13 protein-coding genes are annotated in these 22,833 nt (G+C 73.6%); 7 read left to right on the forward strand and 6 right to left on the reverse strand.

From position 1 onward, the window contains the following. The first annotated feature begins 65 nt into the window (after positions 1 to 65). From BN1187_RS06725 to nudC, 3 genes are all read left to right on the forward strand, one after another. On the forward strand, positions 66 to 3,227 hold the full coding sequence (locus tag BN1187_RS06725; RefSeq protein ID WP_147675088.1) for an ATP-dependent helicase: 3,162 nt from the start codon (positions 66 to 68) through the stop codon (positions 3,225 to 3,227). Continuing rightward, a complete protein-coding gene (locus BN1187_RS06730) occupies positions 3,224 to 6,418 on the forward strand; it encodes an ATP-dependent DNA helicase (RefSeq protein ID WP_040160356.1) in 3,195 nt (1,064 codons plus the stop codon). Before BN1187_RS06725 ends, BN1187_RS06730 begins: the two co-directional genes overlap by 4 nt. A gap of 122 nt (positions 6,419 to 6,540) precedes the next feature. Beyond that, positions 6,541 to 7,431, forward strand: coding sequence for an NAD(+) diphosphatase (gene nudC / locus BN1187_RS06735; protein ID WP_052462448.1), 891 nt, complete (start codon positions 6,541 to 6,543; stop codon positions 7,429 to 7,431). Positions 7,432 to 7,436: 5 nt separating this feature from the next. Here nudC and recD read toward each other — a convergent pair whose 3' ends face one another. Genes recD through BN1187_RS06750 form a run of 3 tightly spaced genes read right to left on the reverse strand, consistent with a single transcriptional unit; the run spans position 7,437 to position 15,417 of the window. Further along, entirely contained in the window at positions 7,437 to 9,086 is a 1,650-nt protein-coding gene (recD, locus tag BN1187_RS06740; RefSeq protein ID WP_052462449.1) for an exodeoxyribonuclease V subunit alpha, read from the reverse strand. Next, positions 9,083 to 12,379, reverse strand: coding sequence for a UvrD-helicase domain-containing protein (locus BN1187_RS06745; protein WP_040160358.1), 3,297 nt, complete (start codon positions 12,377 to 12,379; stop codon positions 9,083 to 9,085). Before BN1187_RS06745 ends, recD begins: the two co-directional genes overlap by 4 nt. Beyond that, entirely contained in the window at positions 12,376 to 15,417 is a 3,042-nt protein-coding gene (locus BN1187_RS06750) for an exodeoxyribonuclease V subunit gamma (RefSeq protein ID WP_040160361.1), read from the reverse strand. Before BN1187_RS06750 ends, BN1187_RS06745 begins: the two co-directional genes overlap by 4 nt. Before the next feature lie 116 nt (positions 15,418 to 15,533). Between BN1187_RS06750 and BN1187_RS06755 the strand changes: the two genes are divergently transcribed. Then, positions 15,534 to 17,582 carry an ATP-dependent DNA helicase UvrD2 gene (locus tag BN1187_RS06755; protein ID WP_040160363.1) on the forward strand — a complete coding sequence of 683 codons (2,049 nt, stop codon included), beginning with the start codon at positions 15,534 to 15,536 and terminating at the stop codon, positions 17,580 to 17,582. A gap of 62 nt (positions 17,583 to 17,644) precedes the next feature. Here BN1187_RS06755 and BN1187_RS14040 read toward each other — a convergent pair whose 3' ends face one another. Both BN1187_RS14040 and BN1187_RS14465 read right to left on the reverse strand, forming a co-directional pair. Continuing rightward, entirely contained in the window at positions 17,645 to 18,577 is a 933-nt protein-coding gene (locus BN1187_RS14040; protein ID WP_040160365.1) for a hypothetical protein, read from the reverse strand. Positions 18,578 to 18,716: 139 nt separating this feature from the next. Beyond that, positions 18,717 to 18,878, reverse strand: a complete 162-nt coding sequence (locus BN1187_RS14465) for a DUF5679 domain-containing protein (RefSeq protein WP_097677323.1) — start codon at positions 18,876 to 18,878, stop codon at positions 18,717 to 18,719. Between the two features lie 247 nt (positions 18,879 to 19,125). Here BN1187_RS14465 and BN1187_RS06765 point away from each other — a divergent pair, with 247 nt between their 5' ends. After that, the gene (locus BN1187_RS06765) at positions 19,126 to 19,674 is read left to right on the forward strand and encodes a M48 metallopeptidase family protein (RefSeq protein WP_040160368.1); all 549 of its coding nucleotides are present in this window, start codon (positions 19,126 to 19,128) and stop codon (positions 19,672 to 19,674) included. A gap of 42 nt (positions 19,675 to 19,716) precedes the next feature. Here the strand turns inward: BN1187_RS06765 and BN1187_RS06770 are convergent, their stop codons facing one another. Then, on the reverse strand, positions 19,717 to 21,165 hold the full coding sequence (locus BN1187_RS06770; RefSeq protein ID WP_052462450.1) for a zinc-dependent metalloprotease: 1,449 nt from the start codon (positions 21,163 to 21,165) through the stop codon (positions 19,717 to 19,719). A 97-nt stretch (positions 21,166 to 21,262) separates the two neighbouring features. On the opposite strand from BN1187_RS06770, the gene BN1187_RS06775 reads away from it, so the two are divergent. Both BN1187_RS06775 and BN1187_RS06780 read left to right on the forward strand, forming a co-directional pair. Then, a complete protein-coding gene (locus BN1187_RS06775) occupies positions 21,263 to 22,312 on the forward strand; it encodes a YlbL family protein (protein ID WP_052462451.1) in 1,050 nt (349 codons plus the stop codon). Then, entirely contained in the window at positions 22,303 to 22,833 is a 531-nt protein-coding gene (locus BN1187_RS06780) for a PPA1309 family protein (protein WP_040160369.1), read from the forward strand. The genes BN1187_RS06775 and BN1187_RS06780 overlap by 10 nt, the downstream gene beginning before the upstream one ends.

A 22,833-nucleotide genomic window follows, 5' to 3' on the forward strand; every position in this document is an offset into this window, starting at 1 on the left:
CGCCGCCACTCTAACCGACGGTTCAACCGGATCCCGGGCGCGCGTCCGGGGACGAGGAATTGTCGGTGGCGTGTGCTGAGATGAACGGCGTGGTGGAGATGTGGGACGACAGCCAGCGGGCGGTGCTGGAGCACGGCGGAGGGCCGCTGCTCGTGCTCGGCGCGGCCGGCACCGGCAAGACGTCGCTGCTGGTCGAGCTGGTCGCCCGGCGGCTGGCTGGCGGCGGGGGCGAGGCTCTCGCGCTCTGCCTGACGCGGCAGGCGGGCAGTGAGGTGCGCGACCGGGTGATCCGGGCGTCCGGGCGCACGAGCCGGCAGCCCGCCGTCATGACGTTGCACTCGTTCTGCCTGAGCCTGCTCATGCGCTGGCCGGCCGAGGACGCCCCGGCGCCCCGGCTGCTGACCGCACCGGAGCAGGAGTTCCGCATCCGCGAGCTGCTGGCCGGCGACGTCCCGCGCTGGCCCGAGGAGCTGCGCGCCGCGGCCGGCACGCGGGCGTTCGCGATGCAGGTGCGCGCGGTGCTGGCCCGCGCCCGCCAGCTGGGGCTCGACCCGGCCGACGTGGCCGCGGCCGGCGCCCGGGCCGGGGACGCGGGCTGGGCGGGGCTGGGCGCGTTCATGGACGAGTACCTCGATGTGCTCGATGCGGAGGGCGTCCTCGATTACTCCGAGCTCGTGCACCGGGCGCGCATCCTCCTGACCAGGCCCGATGTGCTCGCGGCCGTCCGGAGGCAGTACGCGGCAGTCTACGTCGACGAGTTCGCCGAGCTCGACCCGGCGCAGCTGGCTCTGCTCCGGGAGCTCGTGCCCGACGGCGGCGACATCGTGGCGTTCGCCGACCCCGACACCGCCATCTACCGGTTCCGGGGTGCGCACCCGCGCGGGGCGGCGGCGTTCGTGGAGTCGTTCGGGGCGCCGGTTCTGACGCTCGGCGTGCGGCACGGGTCGCGTCCGGCTTTGGCGGCCGCGTCGCGACACGTGGCGGCGCGGCTGGGTACGGCGGCGATCGACGTGGGCGCGGTGGTGGGGTACCGCGAGGCGGAGGCGCCCGCCGGCGCGCCCGGGCGACTCCAGGCGGTGACGTTCGCCGACGAACCCGCGCAGGCGTCCTACGTGGCGGCGGAGCTGCGCGCGGCGCACCTCGACGAGAAGGTGCCCTGGGGGGACATGGCGGTGCTCGTGCGCGCGGGGCGGGCGCAGATCCCGCCGCTGGCCCGGGCATTGACCGATGCCGGCATCCCGGTCGAGGTGGCCGGCGACGAGATCGGGCTGGCCGACGAGCTCGCTGTTCGTCCGCTGTTGCTGGCCCTCGAGCTGGTCGCCCGCGGCGGCCCCGCCGACCCCGACGAGGCGGTGCGCTTGCTGACGTCGGGCTGGGGAGGGCTGGACGCCGTGGCGATGCGCCGGCTGGGCCGAGCGCTGCGGGCGCGCCGCGCCGAGACGGACCCCGAGGCGACGCGCGGGCGCACGTCGGCCGAGCTGATCGCCGACGCGCTCAGCGGCGCGGCGGAGCTGCCCGAGGCGTCCGCGGACGACCCCGGCATCGGCGAGGTGCTCGACGCGGTGGAGCGGCGTCGCGAGATCCTGGCGGAGGCCGTGGGGACGATGGACGCCGGGGCCCGCGTCGAAGAGATCCTCTGGGTGCTGTGGTCGGCCACGCCGTGGCCCGGCCGGCTGCGTGGCGCCGCCCTGGGGGCCGGTGAAGGCGCCCCGCGGGCCAACCGCGACCTGGACGCCGTGGTGGCCCTGTTCACCCTGGCTCGCGAGTCGCAGGCCCCGACGGGGCCGGGCGGGGTGCGGGCGTTCCTCGCGGAGGTGGCGGCGCAACAGATCCCGGCCGACCTCGAGCGCGAGGCGGCGGTGGGCGGACGGGGCGTCCGCATCCTCACCGCCCACCGCAGCAAAGGCCGCTCGTGGCCGTTCGTCGTGATCACCGGCGTGCAGGAGGGGGTGTGGCCCGACGTGCGCCGGCGCGGCTCGATGTTCGACCCGCAGCGTCTCGACGGCGGCGGTCTGGGGCCCGGGCTCGACACCCGCGAGCTCGTCGCCACCGAGCGCCGGCTGTTCCTGTTGGCCTGCACGCGCGCGTCGCAGCGGCTGCTCGTCACGGCGCTGGCCGGCACCGAGGGCGAAGCCGACCAGCCGTCCCGGTTCGTCACAGAGCTGGGGGTCCCGGTGCGGCATGTGACGACCCAGCCGGCCCGGCTGCACACCCTGCGCGCGCTGGTCGCGTCGCTGCGCGGTGCGGCGCAGGATCCGGCGGCCAGCCCCGAACTGCGCGCCGCGGCGGCCGTCCGGCTCGCACGGCTGGCGGACGAGACGGACGCCTTAGGGCGCCCCCTGGTGCCCGATGCCGATCCGCAGCGCTGGTGGGGCATGCGGCCGGTCACCGGCGAGACCGCGGTGCAGCTGGGCGACCGGGTCGTGCTGTCGCCGAGCCAGTTGGCCTCGGTGCTGGCGTGCCCCCGGCAGTACTTCCTGTCCCGGGAGGCCAACGCCGACCCGCCGCGGGGCAGCGCGACGATCCTGGGCTCGGTGATCCACGCGTTGGCCGAGCACGCCCTCGTCGACGGGCTCGACCGCGAGCAGGCCCTGGAGTACCTCGGCCGGGTGTGGGACGACATCCCGTTCCCCGCGCCGTGGTTCTCGGCGTCCGAGCGGGTGGAGGCGGAGAACGCCGTCAACCGCTTCATGACGTGGCACGAGGCCCACGACTACGCCGACGTGCTGGGCGTCGAGGTGAGGTTCGACACCACGGTCGAAGTGGACGGCGAACCGGTCGTCATCCGCGGGTCGGTCGACCGGCTCGAGCGCGAGGGGTCCGGGGCGCTGCGGGTCGTCGACTTCAAGTCGTCCCGCTCGCTGCCGAGCAAGGCGGACGCCGAGGCCATGGACCAGGTCGGCCTCTACCAGGTGGCCGTCGAGGAGGGCGCGTTCGGCGACGTCGCGGGCGGCCCGGCACCGTCGGGCGGCGGCGCGCTGGTCTACCTGCGCCACGACGACAGCGGCGGCTACCCGAAGGTGCTCGGCCAGCCGTCCCTGCGGGAGAGGCCTCATCTCTCCGACGATCCCGAGGAGCTCGCCTACCCGACCTGGGTGCACCACCGCCTCGCCCAGGCGCGGCGCATCCTGACGTCCGGACGTTACGACGCGACGCCGGGGGAGCAGTGCCGGTTCTGTGCGTTCGTGTCCAGCTGCCCGGCCAAGGTGCAGCAGGTGATCGCATGAGCCGGCACCTGCTGAGGTTCCCGCGCGACGTCTCCGAGGCGTTGGGCATCGACTTCTCGGAACAGCAGTTGCGGGCGATCACCGCGCCGCTGGAGCCCGGGGTCATCATCGCCGGCGCGGGCTCGGGCAAGACGACCGTGATGGCCGCCCGGGTGGTCTGGCTCGTCGGCACCGGCGCGGTGCGCCCCGAGCAGGTGCTGGGGCTGACGTTCACCCGCAAGGCCGCCGCCGAGTTGTCGAGCCGGGTGCGGACGGCGCTGCTGCGCGCCGGGGCCCTCGACCTCGAGGGCCTCGACGACGCGGGCGAGCAGCTCATCATGACCTACGACGCGTTCGCCGCCCGGCTCGTCGCCGACCACGGGCTGCGGCTGGGCATCGAAGGCGACGCCCGCATGATCACGGGCGCGGCGCGGTTCCGGCTGGCGTCCCGGGTGGTGACGGCGGCGCCGGGGCCGTTCGAGCACCTGGCCCGGCTGCGGCCCGACTCGGTCACCGAGCGGGTGCTGCGCCTGGACGCCGACCTCCAGTCGCACCTCGCCGGCACCGACGCGGTGCGGGCGCAGTCGGAGGAGTTCGTCCGCGAGGTCGAGTCGTCCCCGCGCAACCGCACCAAGCAGATCTACGCGTCGCTGAAGATCGCGGAGGCGAAGGCCCGCGAGCGTGAGGAGCTCACCGGGCTCGTCGAGGAGTACCAGCGGCTCAAGCGCGCGCGTGGCTCGGTGGAGTTCGCCGATCAGATGGCGATCGCCGCGCGACTCGCCCAAGCCGTCCCGGAGGTCTCTCGCGCGCTGCGCGAGCAGTTCGCGGTCGTCCTGCTCGACGAGTACCAGGACACCTCGAGCGCGCAGGCCGAACTGCTGCGCGCGCTGTTCTCGGGGGAGACCGTCCAAGACGGCCGGGGACATCCCGTGACCGCGGTCGGTGACCCGTGCCAGGCGATCTACGGCTGGCGGGGCGCCGCGGCGTCCAACATCATCACGTTCGCGGACAGCTTTCCGCTGGCCGGCGGGGAGCCGGCGCGCGGCTACGCCCTGACCGTCAACCGGCGCAGCGGACAGACCATCCTGGACGCGGCGAACGTCCTCGCCGCGCCGCTGCGCGACGACCCCGACCTCGCCTGGGACGGGATCGACCAGAACCTCGTCGCGCCCGAGGGGACGCCGCCCGGCGACATCGTCACCGCGTCGTTCGACACCTGGCCCGGCGAGGTGACGTGGGTGGCGGACCGGCTCGTCGCGTCGCACGCCGAGGGCCAGGTGCGGCGCTGGTCGGACATCGCGGTGCTGTGCCGGCGCAACGCCAACATCCGCGGCGTCTACGCGGAGCTGACGGAGCGTGACGTGCCCGTCGAGATCGTCGGCCTGGACGGCCTCATGCAGGTGCCGGAAGTCGCCGACGTCGTCGCGACGCTGCGAGTGCTGGGGGACATGACCGCCAACCCCGACCTCGTGCGGCTGCTCACCGGGCCGCGGTGGGCGCTCGGGCCGGGCGATCTCGCGGCGCTCGGGCGGCGGGCCGCGGAGCTGGCGGAGGTCGAGCGCCCCACCGGTGAGGACTTCGCCGGCGACGTCGCGGCGACGCTGGCCCAGGCCGAGTCGACCAGCGTCGTGAGCCTCGCCGAGGCGCTGGAGAATCCGGGTGAGGGGCCGTACACGGCCGCCGGCACGGAGCGCCTCCGGGGTTGCGCCGCCGAGCTGCGCATGCTGCGCCGGTACGTCGGCGAACCGGTGACCGACCTGGTGCGCCGCGTGATCTCGGCGTCCGGCGTCGAGGTCGAGCTTGGCCTGCGGGGCCCCGACGGCGCCAGGCAACTGAACGCGTTCGTCGCGGCGGTCTCGGCCTACACCGACGTCGACGGCGACGGGTCGCTGGCGGGCCTGCTGGCCTACCTCGCCGCCGAGGAGGAGCACGGCGTCGGGCTCGAGCAGGCGGTCGTCAGCGACGAGAATTCGGTGAAGCTGCTGACGATCCATCGGGCGAAGGGGCTGGAGTGGGAGCTGGTGTTCCTGCCGGCGCTGGCCGACGGCGTCTTCCCCAGCGACCGCGTGACCGACAACTGGCTGAAGAACGCCGGCGTCATCCCCGCCGACCTGCGGGGGGACGCCGCCTCCGTCCCGCAGCTGGCCGACGTCACCGACGCGGCCACCAAGGACTACGCCAGGCAGCTGAAGGACGAGAACCGCCGCGGTGACGACCGGCTGGCCTACGTCGCGGTCACCCGTGCCCGGCAACACCTGGTGGCGAGCACGCACACCTGGTACCCGGGGCTGAGCCGGCCACGGCTCGAGTCGCCCTACCTGCGGGTGCTGTCCGAGGTGGGCGAGCGGGTGCACGCGGACGAGATCTCGGCGGCCAACCCGCTCGACGGCGGCGCCGCCCGGGTGCCGTGGCCGCTGTTGCTCGACGAGGAGGCCCGCGGACGCCGGCTGGCCGTGGCGGAGCAGGTCGAGCGGGCGCGCGCCAAGGCGAGGTCGGCCGGCCGTTACCCCGACGACAGGGTCGCCACCCTCGATGATGCCGGCCGGCTCGCCGAGTGGGACCACGCGTTCGATCAGCTCGTTCCCGAGGCCAAGGCGCTGCGCGGCCGGCCCGGCGGGTTCGCGCTGCCGCGCTACCTGTCCACCACGGCGCTCATGCAGTTGGACGCCGATCCGGACGCCTACGCGGCAGCGATCCGGCGTCCGATGCCGCAGCGACCCTCCCGCGGCTCGCGGGCCGGCGAGGAGTTCCACGCCTGGCTGCAGCGACGCTTCGAGGCGTCCCCGAGCCTGTGGGAGGCCGAGGACGAACCCGACCCGGTCGACGGGCAGGTCACCGCGCTGATCCGACGGTTCAAGGCGGGCCGGTTCGCCGACCGGGTGCCGGACGAGGTCGAGGTGCCGTTCGCGCTGTTCCTGGGCGGTCAGGTCATCCGTGGCCGCATCGACGCGGTGTACTCCGACGGTGGTCGCATCGAGGTCGTCGACTGGAAGACCGGCGCCGCCCACCGCGCCAACCCGCTGCAGCTCGCGGTGTACCGGCTCGCCTGGGCCGAACTCGCCGGTCTCGATCCCGAGCAGGTCGGCGCGGTGTTCTACGACGTGGTGCACGACCGCGTCATCGAGCCCGAGAACCTGCCCGGGCGGGCTCAGCTGGAGTCCCTGGCCGCGGGGCTGCTGTCCGGTCAGTCCGGCGACGGGCACACTGGGTGACGGACACCCCGCCATCGTTCAGGACGCCGCGGGCGCCCGCCTGGGCGCTGGGACGTGAACGGACACAGCACGGGGTCCTCCGGGCGCCGCGGGTGCGGAGCATCGAGCCAGAGGAAGGCAGCATGGATCTTTGGGTACCGGACAGTCAGCTCGATCGAGCCGACCCGCAGCGCACCGACCCCGACTGGGTCCGCCGCATCTGGTCGGACGACGCGGTGGTCCTCGGCATCGATGCGCGGGGCGACGTCGCCGTCACGCCCGACGGGACGGCGCTGGACTGGCGGCCCGCCAGCGGTGAGTTCGTGGTCGAGCGGCAATTCCTCCTCGGCCTCGTGGACGGCGTCCCGCACTTTGCGGCCGCCCTCGACGAACTGCCGCGGGCCACCTCGCTGCGGGAGATCGGGCCGACGCTCGACGACACCAGCCTCGACCTGGTCACCACGGCGATCGCCCTGGTCAACTGGCACGCGGTGGCGCCGTTCTGCGGCGTGTGCGGGGGGCCGACCCAGGTGCGCGCGGGCGGCACCGTTCGCTATTGCCCTCGTTGTGAGCGCGAGCGCTTCCCGCGCATGGATCCGGCGGTGATCGTCGCCGTCCTGGACGACGACGGCCGCCTCTTCCTCGGCCATCACGTCGGTTGGCCGCAGAACCGGGTGTCGATCTTGGCCGGCTTCGTGAGCGCGGGGGAGTCGCTGGAGCAGGCCGTGCGTCGCGAGGTGGCGGAGGAGAGCGGGTTGACGCTCGGCGAGGTGCGCTACGTGGGCAGCCAGCCGTGGCCCTTCCCGCGGTCGCTGATGCTCGGCTTCGTGGCCCGCGCGACGAGCGTGGACGCCCAGGTCGACGGCGAGGAGATCGAGTGGGGCGACTTCTACTCGATCGACGAGGTGGAGCAGCGCGTCGCGGACGGGCGGCTCGCGCTGCCGATGCCGCTGTCGATCGCTTCGACGATGATCTCGTCCTGGCGCCGCGGGGAGCTGGACGTCGCCGCCCCGCGAAGGCCCGACGCCCTGTAGCCGGGTCAGGCGAGCCGGTCGGCCAGCCCGCTGGTGCGGCGCGCCGGTCGCTCGACCGCCGAGCGCACCGCGTCCGGCGTCCCCACGACGAGGACGTCGTGTTCGGCGCGGGTCACCGCGGTGTAGAGGAGCTCGCGGGTGAGCAGCGGCGAATCGAGCGGCGGCAGGATCAGGCTCACCGTCGCGAACTGGCTGCCCTGCGACTTGTGCACGGTCATCGCGTGCACCGATTGCAGGTCGCTGAGCACGTAGGGGGAGTACGCCTTGCCGGGACCGGTCTCGAAGACGGCTCGCGGCGCCCCTTCGGGCCCGGCGACGATCACGCCGGTGTCGCCGTTGAACAGGCCCAGGTCGGCGAGGTTCGTCGTGATCATGACCGGCCGGCCGAGGTAGAACTCCGCGTCCATCGAGAAGCCGGGGACGTCGTCGGTCAGCCAGCCCTGCACCGTGCGCGTCCAATGGCTGACGCCGAACTCCCCGTGCCGGTGCCCGGCCAGCAATCGGTGCCGGTGCAGCGCCGCCACCGCCGCGTCCGCGTCGCCTGCGCGGGCGGCGTCGAACATGGCCGCGCCCTGGCTCACGGTGTCTTCGCGCAGATCGGCCAGCGCGTCGTCGGGCGCCAGCAGCCGCACCGTCGCCGACGAGGTCAGCAGGTCGAGGGCCGCGTCGGCGTCACCGGACCGGATGGCTTCCGCCAACTCGGACAGGTGGCCGGAGAATCGGTGCTGCTCGGTCAGCCGCGTCACGAGCGCGGCCGACTTGGCGCCGGTGGTGAGGTCGGCCAGCACGGATCCGGCCTCCACGGAGGCGAGCTGATCGGGGTCCCCGACCAGCACGAGCCGCGCGGACGGCTTGAGCGCTTCCATCAGCCGCGCCATCAGCGTCATCGACACCATCGACATCTCGTCGATGATCACCAGGTCATGCGGGAGCGGGTTGCCCGCGTTGTGGCGGAACCGGCCGCGGCTGCCGGGCAGCGGGCCGAGCAGCCGGTGGATCGTGGACGCCGCCAGCCCCGCGGCGTGCCCGCTGAGTTCCGGCGCCGAGAGCGCCGCCGACTCCTGCAGTGAGGACGTCATGCGCGCCGCCGCCTTCCCGGTCGGGGCCGCCAGCGCGATCAGCGGTCGGGGGTCTGCCGACAGCGCCTCGGCGACGAGCAGCCCGATGCGGTAGGTCTTGCCGGTGCCCGGGCCGCCGGCGATGATGCTGACCTGATCGAGGCGGTCGAGCAGCAGATCGCGGACGGTCTCCTGGTCGTCGTAGTAGCGCTCGAGGTAAAGCAGGCCGCCGACCAGGCGGAACGGGCGCGGCTGCTCCGTGGGCCCGTCGCCGTCGGTCACGCAGGGGCTCTGCCGCACGGCGTCCAGCCATTCGTCGAGCGGCGGCCACACGCCCTCGGGGACGTCGACCGCACCGGTCTCGTCCGCGAAGCCGTCGGTGACGACGGCCGCGAGGTCCACGCACAGTGATCCGGCGCGAAGCGCGCGCACGGTCAGGGCCAGGGCCAGCTTCACCCGGTCGTCGCCCTCGCCGTAGAGGAACGCGAGGTGCTGGGCGGGGTGGACGTCGGCCCAGGTGAGGACGCCGAACTCGCTGAAGTCGCGGAGCAGCCCCGTCGCGGACACGGCGATGTCGCGGGTGACCTCGGTGGTCATCGGGCACCTCCCGCGAGCAGGGCGGACACGGCGGCCACCAGCTCCGGCGACGGCCGCCACGAGAACACGCCGAGCGGGTGTTCGCCGACCAGCGGGGTCTGCGGGCCCGCCATGCCTCGGACGAACAGGTAGGCGGTGCCGGCGAGGTGCGCGTCCGGGTCGTAGCCCGGCAGCCGCTGGCCGAGGAAGCGGTGCAGCGCGACCGCGTACAGCAGCGCCTGGAGCGGGTAGTGGCTCGCCATCATCGCCTCCGCGACCGCCGGTGGCGTGTAGTGGCCGATGGTCAGCGCCTCGGGCGGGAGGTCGGCGGTGCCGAGCCTGTTCGTCTTGTAGTCGACGATGAGGTGACGTCCGGAGGGCAGCCTGAGGACGGCGTCGATCGAGCCGGTGAGGAACCCATGCAGCCGCTGCGTCGTCAGCGTCGGGCCGGCGATGCGGTCGGGGTAGGACGCGAGCGGGTCGCCGGGCGGCAGGTGCCGGCGCAGCAGGTCGGCGACATCGGCGAGCGTGGCCCGGGGGGCCTCCAGCGGGAACTCGAAGTCGAGCTCGGTGAGCCGGCTCCCCGGGCCGAACGAGCGCAGCGTGGTGCCCTCGCTCAGGGGGCCGAGGGGGGTGGTGAGGCTCGGCTCCAGCGCCTCGGCCAGCTCCGGCGCGGCCAGCCCCGGCAGCGGCCACTCGGCGAGCGCCTGTCCGGTGAGGGCGGCCAGCGTCTCACGCCACTCGTCGCCGCGGGCGTCCAGCCGTTCGTAGATGGCGTGCACCAGGGTGCCGAAGGCGGGGCCGCTGGGCAGGGTCGCCATGGGCGAGGTGACTGCGAGCGTCGGATCGGGTGCCACGGCCACCTCCGCCGGGACCTCGTCCAGCACGAGCCCGGTGTCCAGCGGCGCGGCGTGCGCCTCGGCGGTGAGGCCGGAGTACGACGTCCGGCGCCACTGGTGATCGACGGTGCGGTTCCACTCGCGCACGGACAGCTCGGACGCGGGGGACAGCGCGCGGGCCGGCCGCGCGGACGCCTCGCCGACCTCGTGGACGGCGACCCCCGCCCCGCTCAGCCATTCCATGCCGGCCGGCGAGCCGTGGTCGCCGCCTCGCGCCCAGTAGCCGTAGGCCGCCGCCGCGGGGTGCTCGGCGTCGTGCGCGGCGTGCAGCAGCCGGTGCAGCGGCGACCCGCCGACCTCCTTCGTGTAGGCCCACCACGCGACGACGTGGGACTGCGCACGCGTCATCGCGACGTACAGCGACCGGAGGTTCTCGTCGGCCTCGTCCCGCCGGAACTGCTCGAAGCGCTGTTCGCGGCCCGGAGTATCGGGTCCCCCGATGTCGAGGAGCCAGTGGTCCCGCCCGGGCAGGACGAGCCGCTGGCCTTCGTCGCGGCCCTCATCGCGCCGCCCCGTGGACGCCTCCGGCAGCAACACGACCGGGAACTGCAGGCCCTTCGCGCGGTGGACGGTCATGATCTGGACGGCCTCGTCGTCGGTCTCCAGCCGCCGCGTCCGCTCCACGTCGGTGGCTTCGCCGATCGCGCGCGTCAGCCACTCGACGAGGTCACGCAGGTGCACGGACCGGCCATGGGCGCGGCGGTGGAGCAGCTCGGCCAGATGCCGGTGGTCGGTGACGGTGCGCTCCCCGTTCTGCCGGGCGAGCAGGCGCTCGGTCAGCCCGGTCTCCTGCTCGATGGCGCGCAGCAGCGCCGGGACGCCCGCTCCCGCGAAGACGCCGGCCCAGGAGCGCAGCAGGATCGCCCAGGTCGACCAGTCGTCGTCGGTGGCCTGGGCCAGGGCGGTGAGGTCGCCCCCGATGAAGTCGGTGAGGACGGCGCGCTGCAGGTAGGGCCGGCGGGGCTGATCGAGGGCGGTCAACAGTGTCAGCCAGTCGTCGGCGGCGGGGGTCGAAAAGACGCTCGCGGTGCCGCTGAAGGCTGCGGGGATGCCGGCCGCGTTCAGCGCACGCGCGATGTCGTGGCCGCGGTAGTTCGACCGGACCAGCACCGCGATGTCCTGCGGGTGGAGCGGCGCGGGCCGGCCGTCCGCGTCGCTCCGCCGGGCGAGCGGGGCCCGTTCGGAGAGCAGGCCGGCCACCGTGTCGACGAGGTCGGCCGCGATGCGTTGGTTCGCGGTGCTCTTCCACAGCGGCGCCTCGTTGTCGACCACCCGCAGCTGGACGCCCGCCTCCCACGGGGATCCCGGTTCCGCGACCACCCGGCGGTCGGTGCGCTGTGCGGTGACGGGCGGGGCGGCGATGTCGTCGCCGAGCAGGACGCCGCGGAACAGCGCCGAGACGGCGTCGACGACGTGCGGGTCGGAGCGATGGTTCGTGCCGAGGGTCGTGGTGCCCCGCGCCTCGTTGACGGCGACGCTGTAGGTGTGGACGTCTGCCCCGCGGAACGCGTAGATGGCCTGCTTGGGGTCGCCGATGAGGACCAGCGTCGCGGCGCCGTCGAACGCGGAGCGGAGAATCTGCCACTGCACCGGATCGGTGTCCTGGAACTCGTCGATCAGCACGACCGGGAACCGGGCCGCGAGCTTCGCGCGGGCCTGCGCCCCCGTGTGCGGGGCGGCGAGCGCGTCGCGCAGCCGCCGCAACTGATCGTCGAAGGAGAACACCCGCTGGCGCGCCTTGCGGCGCTCGACCTCGGCCCGCACGAGCCGCGCGAACTCGACGCGCTCGCCCGCGTCTCCGGCGAGGCCGGACGGCCCGATCTCGCCGGGGAACTCGACGGCCGCCCGGGCCAGGCCGCGGGCGTCCACCTTCTGCTGGCCGAACTTCACGTAGGGGAACGGCTGCCGCGCAGCGCCTGCGTAGCGCTGGAGATACAGGTCTTCGGACACCTCGTCGACGAGCGGCGTCAGGTCTTCGACAAGAATGCTCTGCGGCTCCTGGGCCGCGAGGACCCCCAGGCCGTGGATCATTCCCTGGCAGAACTCGTGCGTGGTCATGATCGTCGCCGCGTCGAAGCGCTGGAAGGCGTCCTCGAGCCGGGCACTCCGCTCGGCCAGGTCATCGCCCGTCCCGGCGAGCACGCGCACGGCCGGGTCGTCCGGGAGTTCGCCGGTGGCCAGGCAGACGCGCAGCGCGCGCGCCGCGTCCCTGATCTTCTCCCGGACGCGGGAGCGCAGCTCGGCGGTCGCGGCCCGGCTGAACGTCACCACCAAGAGGTCGTCGATGCGGACGCGGCCCTCGGCGACGTAGCGCGCAGCCAGGGCGGCGATCGTGTAGGTCTTGCCCGTTCCGGCGCTGGCCTCGAGGACGACCGTGCCGTCGGGGAGCGGATCGGTGAGTCGGAACGCCCTCATGCCTGTGCCCCCACGATCGGATCCCACAACAACGCCGCCAGCGAGCCCAGCTTGGTCGGCTCGCCCGGCTGCGCCCACGGTTCGTCGGTGACGCGCTCCGACCACGGCTCGTGCCCCCGTCCGTAGAACCGTGGCCAGACGGCGTCGTACTGCGACTCGGCGTCCCAGGCATCGCGCAGGTCGTATCCGGCGTGCGGATCGCGGTGCTGCCGGCGGCACAGCGCCCAGAACTCGGCGACCCGAGCGGGCGCCGGGAGCACGGTCTGCAGCCCTTCGACGGCGAGCGCCACGATCGTCGCGAGGTGTCGGCGCGCGGTCGCGGCGTCGGGGACCGCCAGCGTCTGGGCGCCACGGTTGTCGACGGAGACGGCTTCGGCGCCCGACCCGCGCGCGGCGCTGAGGGCGAGAAGGTCGACCCACGCCTCCGCGAGGTGCTTGGCGCGCACGCGGCTGAACTGCGGCCGAACGATGCGCCCGCCGTGGGTGATCAGTCGTCCGGTGAGGCGGATGCCCTCGACGTCGAGATCGATGTTCTCGTGGCGAGGCTCCTCGGCGAGCAGCGGTTCGGCGCGCCGCGCGATACGTTCCGCCGCGCGCATCACGTCCGCGAGCGCGGCGCCGCCGAGCTGGGCGGGGGGCAGCTCTCCGCTGAGTCGTTCGCGGTGCTCGATCTCGGCGGCCGGGCGTCCGCGCAGCATCTCGGCCAGCACCCGGTCGCCCACCTGCCAGCGTTCGAGTCCCGACAGCTCGATGGGGATGGAGTGGGTGGGCTGCTCCTCCTCACCGAGCGTCAGCTGGGCGCGCTGGCGCAGGAAATACCGCGCGGGATGCGCCAGGAACGAGCACAGCGCCTCGAGATCCATCGCCTCGGGCGGCGCGACGGGCAAGTAGCCGACGTCGTAACGATCGGGGGACGCGTGCCGCTCGCCCTTCAGCGCGCGGGCGGCGGCCAGCGCGCTCTGGTCGAAGCTGCGGGGCGGGCTGGTGAAGTAGCGGGGTGAGAAGGGCTGCAGCGCCTCCTGGATCACCTCGGCGCCGGTCGCCTCGAGGACGTCGACCACGCCCGAGGGCGGCGGGAACGGTTCGTTGGTGAGCGACGAGCGGCCGTGGAAGATCACGACGAGGCGGTCGCGCGCCGAACCGAGCGCGTCCAGCAGCGCCTGCCGGTCGTCGGCGCCCGGATCGGGGTCGCCCGGTCGGGGCGAGCGTGCCATGAGATCGTCGCCGTCGGCGACGAAACGGCGGGGGAACGTGCGGTCTTCCAGCCCCACGAGGCAGATCACCCGGTGCGGCACCTGGGCCAGGTCGGCGAGCCCGCACACGATCAGCGAGCCGTTACCGAAGGTCGGTCGTGCCGTGCGCGTCGAGAACTCGGCGTCCAGAAGGGCGAGGGCGTCCGCCGTGGACAACTCCAACTCGCTGCCGGCGCCGCGGCGCTCGATGCGTTCGATCACCGACCATAGCTGGGTGAGCTGCCAGGAGTCTTCGAAGGGCACGTCGACGAGTTCGTCGGCCATCGCGCGGAACCGGGCCGCCCAGCCCGCCGCGCTCGCCGGGGTGCGGCACTCGGTGCTGAAGCGGGTGAGCCGGCTGACCAGCTCGGCGAAGGCGCCCAGGAGCCCGACATCGGTGGACTCGACGTCGTCAACGGGGGTGATGACGCCGGCGGTGGCTCGGGAATCCTCGTCGAGCGCCTCGCCCATCATCAGCCGCTGGACGCCCGTGAGCCACGTGTTCTGCCGCAGCCCGGCCAACCCGAACAGGCCGCGATGCGCGCCGTTGACGCCCCACCGGATCGACGCCTCCGGCACGAGCCGCTCGAGGCGCTCCAGCGCGTCCGGGACGAAGCCGAATCGCCGCGCCACGAAGGGGTGCGCGCAGAAGCCGAGCAGGTCGCCGGCCGTGCCCCGGCTGTGGCTCAGCTCGGTGACCTGCTCCAGCAGCGGCAGCAGCGCGTTGGCGTCGCGCGCCGACCGGCCCGCGATCTGCACGCGGAAGCCGTAGCCGGGGTGTCGCCAACCCGACCCCGCGTCCGACGGGCCGAACGCCGCCGAGATGTGCGGGGCGAGCTCACGGACGGACGGTGTCGCGATCACGATGTCGCGCGGCTCAAGGCTCGGGTCATCGGCGAGGAGCCCGGCGAGCGCCTCGCGGAGCACTTCGACCTGCCGGTCGAGGCCGTGGCACGAGTGCACGTCGACGGCGGGCGGGGAAACCGATCCGGTCAGCGCCTCCTCGGCGACGGCCACCTCACGGAGCAGCGCGGCGACCCCGCGGGCGCGCCGGCCGAGGCGCTCCGCGAGGGGGAACGCGCCGACGTCGGGTCCGGGCTCGTAGACGTACGCGGTCACGGGCAACCGGGACGCCAGCGCGGCGAGCAGCTGGGCGTCCCCGCGGGTCAGGTGCCGCGGGCAGAACAGCACGGCGGACGGCCACGGCAGCGGATCGCCACCGTGGCGTACCTCGTCGCGCAGCGCCGCAGCCCGCTCGACCGGGTCGGGCGCGGAGATGCGCGTGTGCAGTGCGCGCCACAGGTGCGGCTGCCAGGCGTCGAAACCCAAGTCGTCGCCGCCCCCGTCGGACCAGGCGTCGAGCACGTCGGGCCGGTAGCGGGCGTAGCGGTCGAACAGCCGGGCGACGCGCGAGGCGTTGGCGTAGCGTTGGTCGTTGGCCGCCAGATGGTCGCTGAGCGGGCGCAGCTGGGGATCGTCGCCGGCGGCGAGGTCGAGGATGTGCAGGACGAGGCGTCCGGGGGACCAGGGATCGTCGCGGTCGTCGGGTGCACCCAGGAGCGTCGCGAGCCGTGCGGCGGGCTCGAAGTCGAAGCCTGCGCAGATGCCCTCGGTGCCTGGCCCGCCCGCCGCGGCGAGGGACTGCGAGAGCCAGCGCTGCACCCCCGGCCCCGGCGTCAGGACCAGCGGCGCCACGAACGGGTCGTCGGCGGCGCCCAGCAATTCGGCCGCCGCCCGCGCCACCAGCGCCACGGGGTCGGCGCCCCTGACCAGCCGGAGCCCGCCCGCATGCGTCATCGTCTTCATATCGGTCCCCACCCTAGGACCCGGCGCCGACAGTTTCCGTCGCGCGCGCCCAACCGCCGCCCTCGCCACCGCGCGCTGGCCTTCTGTGCGGCGGGAGCCTCCCTAGACTGGGCGAAATGGTGGCCGATCCTGACAGCATTCTCGCGGCGCTCGATCCCGAGCAGGCGCAGGCGGCGACGAGCCTCGAGGGTCCCGTCGTCGTGCTGGCGGGCGCCGGCACCGGGAAGACCCGCGCCATGACCCACCGCATCGCGTACGGCGTCGCCATCGGCGCGTTCGACCCGCACGCTGTGCTGGCCCTCACCTTCACGACGCGGGCTGCGGGGGAGATGCGCGGCCGGCTGCGCCGGCTCGGCGTGGCCGGCGTGCAGGCGCGCACGTTCCACTCGGCTGCCCTGCGGCAGCTGCAGTACTTCTGGCCGCGCGCCTACGGCAGCCCGTTGCCTCCGCTGACCGACAACCGCGCCGGCCTGGTCGCCGAGGCCGTCCGCCGCCAGGGCCTCGTCCCCGACGCCGGGCTTCTGCGCGACCTCGGCGGCGAGATCAGCTGGGCGAAGGTCAGCAACGTCACCCCGGACGACTACCCTGCCGCCGCGCAGTCCCGGGGCCGGACGGTCGCCGGCCACGACCCCGAGGAGATCGCGCGCCTGCTCACCCGCTACGAACAGGCCAAGCTCGACCGGGCGCAGCTCGACTTCGACGACGTCCTGCTGTGCACGGCGGGCATGCTGGCCGACCACGCAGATGTGGCGCACGAGGTGCGGCGCACCTACAGGCATTTCGTCGTCGACGAGTATCAGGACGTCAGCCCGCTGCAGCAAGCCCTGCTGGACCTGTGGCGAGGCGACTCCGACGATCTGTGCGTCGTCGGCGACCCTGCGCAGACCATCCATTCGTTCGCCGGAGCGCAGGCCCGCTTCCTGCTCGAGTTCACCGCTCGTCATCCCCGCGCGACGCGTATCGAGCTGGTGCGCGACTACCGCTCGACGCCGCCCGTCGTGGAGCTGGCCAATCGGCTCATGACCGGGCACGGCGCCGGCGTCACCCTCCGCTCGGCGCGCCAGGACGGTCCCGCGCCCGAGTTCGCCGGAGCTGCAAGCGAGTTCGACGAGGCCGACGGAATCGCGTCCTGGATCGCCGGGCTGCTCAGCGCCGGCGTCGCGCCCGCGGAGATCGCCGTGCTCTACCGCATCCACGCGCAGTCCCCGGCCATCGAGGCGGCGCTCACCCAGGCCGGGATCCCCTTCGTGACCCGGGGCAGCGAAGGATTCTTCGATCGCGCCGAGGTGCGCACGGCCCTTCGATCGCTGGCCAACGCGTCCGACTCCGGCGAGCCGGTGAACGTGCAGCTCGCCGCGGTGCTCGCCGGGCTGGGCTGGACCACGGAGCCACCGGAGGGGCAGGGCAGCCTGCGCGAGCGGTGGGAGTCGTGGTCCGCGCTGGCGTCCCTCGGCGACCGGATGGCGGCCGCGAGACCGGACGCGGCGCTGGCCGACCTGGTCGAGGAGCTGCAGGTGCGCCGCGCCACCCAACAGGCGCCACTGGGCGAGGGCGTGACGCTCGCGACCCTGCACGCCGCCAAGGGGCTGGAGTGGGACGCCGTCGCGATCGCCGGCGTCCACGAGGGCAGCCTGCCGTTCGCGCTCGCCACGACCCCCGACGAGATCGACGAGGAGCGTCGCCTGCTCTACGTGGGCGTCACCCGCGCCCGCACCCACCTGCGCGTCTCGTGGTCGGCGAGCCGCGACGGCCGTGGCCAGCGCCGGGCGCGAAGCCGCTTCCTGGACGGCTTGATCGCCGCCCCCGGCCCGGCGCGGGCCGTGCCGGCCCGCCGCCGTAACACCGTGCGCACGGTGCTGTCCTCGTCGTGTCGTTCGTGCGGCCGGGGCTTGTCCACGGGCGCCGAGCTCAAGCTGGGCCGCCACCTGGATTGCCCGTCGAGCTACTCGCCGCAACTGTGGGACGCGCTGCAGGCGTGGCGCGCGGACGCCGCCTCCGAGCAGAGCCTCCCGCCGTTCGTCGTCTTCACCGACGCGACGCTGATGGCCATCGCGGAGCAGCTTCCGCCCGATCTCGCCTCCCTCGGTCGCATCCCGGGGGTCGGCCCGCGCAAGCTCGAGCGCTACGGCGCCGACGTCCTGCAGATCCTGGACGCCCACCGCTGACCGACCCGCCCCCCGGCGCACGCCGCGACGGCCGCACGCGGCTCCCGTGGGACGGCCGAGGCTCACGCCGGCACCCCTGTCGCCACGCGAGCGGGGACCCGGGCGCACCCGCACTCGTCCTGTCGGCCCCATGAGGTGCCCTCCAGGACGCCGGCGTCGGCGGACAACTCCAGGGTGCGCCCGACGGTGTCCGGGATCTGTCCGGCAAGGAAGGCGCGTGCCTGCGCCGCCGCCGTCGCTGCCGCCCAGGAGCGCACGACGGGGTCCGCCGCCGACCGGGTCTCCGTCAGCCGCATCAGGAACGCGGCCCATCCCGTGGTCGCGCGTCGACGCGTGACGTCTCGGCAGCGCAGGCACGGCGTCTCGCCCGGCATGACGAACGGCCCGACGATGCCACGCTCCGCGTCGCAGGTGACCACCAGGTGGGGCCTGTGGTGGCGCACCACCTGATCGGTCTGCGACCGGTCGACCTCGACCGTGTCGGGGGCCAGCACGAGCAGGTCCGCCGGGCGCGACACGGCGGAATGCCAGTGATCGGCGAGCTGCAGGTCATGGTCGCGCCCGGCCGCCAACTCGCGCCACGCCCGCCGCCGCCCGGCCCGACCGGACCGCTCTTCGCGCGCCGCGGTGTCGGCCACCCAGACGTCCGTGAACGAGAGCAGCAGCGAGACGACCTCCTGCGCCAACGGCCCCGCGCCGATCACCCCGACCTCGGTGTCTGGCCGGCCACCCGCGTCCAGCAACCCGGCTGCGTCCAGCTCGCGCAGCAACCTGCGCAGCCACCCTTCGTCCACGCCCGGGTGCCGGGCCGCCAGATCGGCGGGGGAGACCGGATGCCGCAGAGCCGCCAGCACGGCGCGCGCCGCGGGCGGACAGCCGGTCAGCACGAAGCAGTCGGGGCCGAGCCCGACCTGCAGGACGCCGGGCTCGCGCCACACGGTCGTCACGGGACAGCGCAGCCGGACGGCGCCGGCCTCGACTGGTGAGGTGCTCATGCCCCCAACCTTGGGTCCGGCAGCTCCGTTCTGCCAGGTCCCCGCGGGCCGGGACAACAACCGGACAACACCGCCCGCGCAAAAACGCCGGCCCAGCTGCCCGTGGGCGGCCCGGCCGGCGTTTTGTGGCGTGCCGTGCTTACTTCTTGGGAAGGAACCGCGTCAGGTTGGTCCCGCACACGGGGCACTTCGCCTTGGCGATCCGGGTGCCCTTGTCGTTCACCGTGACGTCGCCAGTGGCCTCGCGGTGATCCTTGCACTTAACGCAGTAGAACGAACCGCTGTAGGTTTCGTCGGCCACGATTTCCTCCTCAGGTAGATCAGGTGCATCGTCGCGACGGGTGTCGCGCCGAGCGCTTGCGACCACAACTCTAGGACAACCGGCCACAGATGCCCGCTTCATAGGCCAAGGCCTCCGATCGTGTCGCGTGCCGCTTGCCTTCCCCTGCATGCGGTGCGGCCCGATCGGAGGCCTTGTGACCAAAAAGCTAATACCCCAGAGGAGAGCGGTCAAATGGGTGTCTCGACCTTTCGCTTAGGGTTGACGGATGCAGCTTCCCCCCTACGAAGTGCGCACGAGCACGCGCCGACGCCGTTCGATGACGGCGTTCCGCGATGCCGGGCAGATCATCGTCGTCGTCCCCGCGCACCTGTCGGCCCGGCAGCGTCGCGACCTCGTGCCGGCGCTGGTGCAGCGGTTCTTGGACAAGGAGGCGCGCAAGGGTGCCCCGCGGGGCGACGACGAGCTGACGCAGCGGACGCGCCTCCTCTACGAGCAGTACGTGCTGCCGGCGACGGGCGGCGAGGTGCCGGCGCTCGCGGCCCGATGGGTCGGCAACCAGCGCCGCCGCTGGGGCTCGTGCACGCCCGACACCGGCGAGATCCGCATCACCGACCGCCTGCGCCGCGCGCCCGCCCACGTCGTCGACTACGTGCTGCTGCACGAGGCCATCCATTTGGTCGAGCGCAACCACACGCGCCGCTTCCACGAGATCCTGGCGCGCTTCGAGGACGCCGAGCGGGCCGAGGCGTTCCTCCAGGGCATCGACTTCGCGACGGCGCAGGGCCTGGCACCCGACGACGGCGACCTCGACTGAGACCGGCCTGATCGGCGCCTCCCGGGTCCGCAGGCAGGGCCGTTAGTGCGAGCCGGGCCGGTCGTCCGGACCGCCGGACCCGGGACCGTCCTGCTCTCCACGTCCGGACTCCTCGTCCAGCAGCGCCCGCAGCGCGGCGTCCAGATCGTCGCCCTCGTCGGCCGCGGCGAGCTGGGCGTGGCCGTGTTCGACGTAGCCGAGCGGGTCGTCCAAGTCGGCCGACGTCGGCGCGACGTCGGGGTGCGACCAGGCGGCGTCACGTCCTTCGACGCCCTTCTTGGCACGGACGGCCGCCCACAGGTTCGCGGCGTCCCGGACGCGGCGGGGCCGCAGCTCGAGGTTGAGCAGCGATTTCAGCGCGTTCTCCATCGCCCCGCCCGTGGCCCGGCGGCGCCGGATCGTCTCCAGCAGCGCTCCCGCCTGCGGCATCAGGGACGCGGTGGTGTCGGAGACGACGTCGTCGACCCAACCCTCGACCAACGCCACCAACGTCTCCAGCCGCGCCAGAATCTCCTCCTGCTCGGGGGTGCGCTTGGGTTCGAAGAGCTTGCCGGCGACCTCGTTGCCGAGGTTCTCGATCGCGTCAGGGGTCATCTCGCCGGACAGCTGGCCCTCCATGGCCTCCTCGATCGCGCTCGCATCGATCGTGATGCCCCGCGCGTAGTGCTCGATGAGGGCCAGGAGCTGCGGCCCGAGCCACCCGACGGACGCGAACAGCCGCTGCCGGGCGGTCTCGCGCAGCGCCAGGTACAGCCGGACGTCGCCGGCGCTCTGGTCGAGGCCGTCGGCGAACTTCGCCACGTTGGCGGGCAGCAGCGCCACGCGCGGCTGCGCGGTCAGGGGAACGGAGATGTCGGTGCCGCTGACCACCTCCGTGGACAGCTGGCCGAGCGCCTGGCCGATCTGGGCGGCCAGCATGCCGGCGGAGGCGGCGCGCATCATCGGCTCCATCATGGGCTGCAGCCCGGCCATCTCCTGGCTCTCGGCCTGCATGAGGCCGCCGATCGAGCCGGCGAGCGAGGACGCCACGGGGCTCACCAGCGAGCGCCACACGTCGAACGTCTTCTCGATCCACTCCGCGCGGCTCCACGCCTCGGCGGGCAGGCTCACCCGTCCGAACGTCATGGCGCCGTCGAGCCACAGGTCGGCGAGCCCGACGGCGTCCCGCACCGCTTGGCTGTCGGCCGGCGTGGGGGAGGGGTCGGCGCCCTGCGCGGCGGTGACCTTGCGGGCGACGTCCTTGGTGAACGTCCAGTTCAACCCGTCCTCGGAGCCGCTGCCGAAGGCGTTCATCTGGGAGGAGAACTGGTTCATCGCCTGCTGCAGGCTGCCCATCAGGTCGTTCAGGTCGAACCGTCCGTCCGCGCCGGGCTGGATGCCGAACTGGCGCATGAATTCGGCCAGGGGGTTGTTCTCGTCGTCGGGGCGGTTCTCGTCGTCCTGTCGGCCTCGGTCGGATGCCATCTGGTTGATCTCCTTCGACTGGGTCACCCACCATTGTTGCTCATCGCGCGACGCAATCCACGCCCGCTGGCCGCGGTTGGTACCCTCGGGGGACAGTGCAGTGGGGGTGACCCGAGGGGGGCGGATGACGAAGCAGACGTGGACGGCTGTGGTGTCCGCGATCCTGTTCGTGCTGTCCGCAGCGGTGATCGCCATGGTTCCCGTGCCCTACGTGGTCTGGGCGCCCGGCGCGACCCAGAACCTGCTCGGCGCCAACGGCCAGCGTCCCCTGGTGACCGTGGACGGCGTCCGCACCTATCCGACGACCGGTGAGCTGCGGCTCACGACGGTCGCCGTCACCCGCGCCGACGCCGACCTCAGCCTGCCCGAGGCGCTCTACGCGCACTGGTCCGGCGACCGGGGCGTCCTCCCGCGCGACTACGTCTACCCCGTCGGCGCCACCGTCGGCGATGTCCGCGAGGCCGAGTCCGAGATGATGTCGACGTCGCAGGACGAGTCCGTCGCCGCCGCGATCCAGGCGGCCGGCCTGCCGATCAAGCGCGCGCCGCAGATCGCGTCCGTTGCCCAGGCGGGCCCCTCGGTCGACAAGCTGGAGCCGGGCGATCTCGTCCTCAGCGTGGACGGCCGCCCGGTCACCACCCCCGCGCAGGTCACCGAGGCCGTCGCGCGCCATCGGGTGGGCGACCACGTCTTGTTCAGCATCGAGCGTGACAAGGCGGTCTCCCAGGTGTCGATCACGACGGTGAGCGCCCGCAACGCGCCGAGCGCGCCGATCATCGGCGTCACGCTGAGCGATGGCTACCGGTACTCGGCCAAGGTCGACTTCGCCATCGATGAGCTGATCGGCGGCCCGTCCGGCGGCTTGATGTTCGCCCTCGCCATCTACGACAAGATCACCACCGGCGGCCTGGTCGGCTCCCTGGACGTGGCCGGGTCCGGTGCCATCAACGGCTCCGGGACGGTGAGCGCGGTGGGTGCGATCGAGGCGAAGGTCGCGGCCGCGGAACGCGACGGCGCCAACGTGTTCTTGTTGCCGCAGGCCAACTGCTCGGATCTCGCCGATCGGCCGCACGCCATCCGCATCGTGCCGGTTTCGAGCCTCGGCCAGGCGATCGACAGCCTCAAAGCGCTGCAGGATCCGAAGCGGCAGGCGAGCGTGAAGGGATGCTCATGAGCGACGATGCGCTGACCGCGGCGGTGCTGGACATCGAACGGCACGTCGGGCACGGCGGGTGGGACCAGCCCGCCCGGTTGTTCGCGCTGGTCCGTACCGACGAACTGCTGGCGGCCGAACCTTCGCTGGCGGCGCAGCTGTCGTCCCTTCCCGACCCGTTGCCCGACGCGCTCACCGCCGTCGAGCAGGACGACTTTCACACCGGTGGGGACCTCGCCGACGACCTGGAGCGCATCGCCTGGCCGCCGGCCGTGGTCGGCTGCGCTCTGGCGGTCGAGCGGACGTTCGTGCCGCCCAGCGTGGAGTCACAGATCCCGGACGAGCCCGGCGCCGCCGCCGAGTTCGTCGCCCACCATCCGCAACGTCAGGACGTCCGTGTCGTCGTCGGTGTGACGCGCACGGGCGCCGCCCACGGCGTGGCCCGGCTCGCTGACCAGCCCGACGAGCTGCTCGGGGGCACCGACCTGGTGCCCGGGCTGACCCGCGCTCTCGCGCAGACCCTGATCGACCCTTCCCGCTAG

Source organism: Nigerium massiliense, assembly GCF_000826085.1.
GTDB lineage: Bacteria > Actinomycetota > Actinomycetes > Propionibacteriales > Propionibacteriaceae > Propioniciclava > Propioniciclava massiliense.

Coding starts and splice junctions, on each gene's coding strand:
- BN1187_RS06730 (WP_040160356.1), top strand. CDS start 3,224: ATGAGCCGGCACCTGCTGAGGTTCCCGCGCGACGTCTCCGAGGCGTTG.
- nudC (WP_052462448.1), top strand. CDS start 6,541: ATGGATCTTTGGGTACCGGACAGTCAGCTCGATCGAGCCGACCCGCAG.
- recD (WP_052462449.1), bottom strand. CDS start 9,086: ATGACCACCGAGGTCACCCGCGACATCGCCGTGTCCGCGACGGGGCTG.
- BN1187_RS06745 (WP_040160358.1), bottom strand. CDS start 12,379: ATGAGGGCGTTCCGACTCACCGATCCGCTCCCCGACGGCACGGTCGTC.
- BN1187_RS06750 (WP_040160361.1), bottom strand. CDS start 15,417: ATGAAGACGATGACGCATGCGGGCGGGCTCCGGCTGGTCAGGGGCGCC.
- BN1187_RS06755 (WP_040160363.1), top strand. CDS start 15,534: ATGGTGGCCGATCCTGACAGCATTCTCGCGGCGCTCGATCCCGAGCAG.
- BN1187_RS14040 (WP_040160365.1), bottom strand. CDS start 18,577: ATGAGCACCTCACCAGTCGAGGCCGGCGCCGTCCGGCTGCGCTGTCCC.
- BN1187_RS06765 (WP_040160368.1), top strand. CDS start 19,126: ATGCAGCTTCCCCCCTACGAAGTGCGCACGAGCACGCGCCGACGCCGT.
- BN1187_RS06775 (WP_052462451.1), top strand. CDS start 21,263: ATGACGAAGCAGACGTGGACGGCTGTGGTGTCCGCGATCCTGTTCGTG.
- BN1187_RS06780 (WP_040160369.1), top strand. CDS start 22,303: ATGCTCATGAGCGACGATGCGCTGACCGCGGCGGTGCTGGACATCGAA.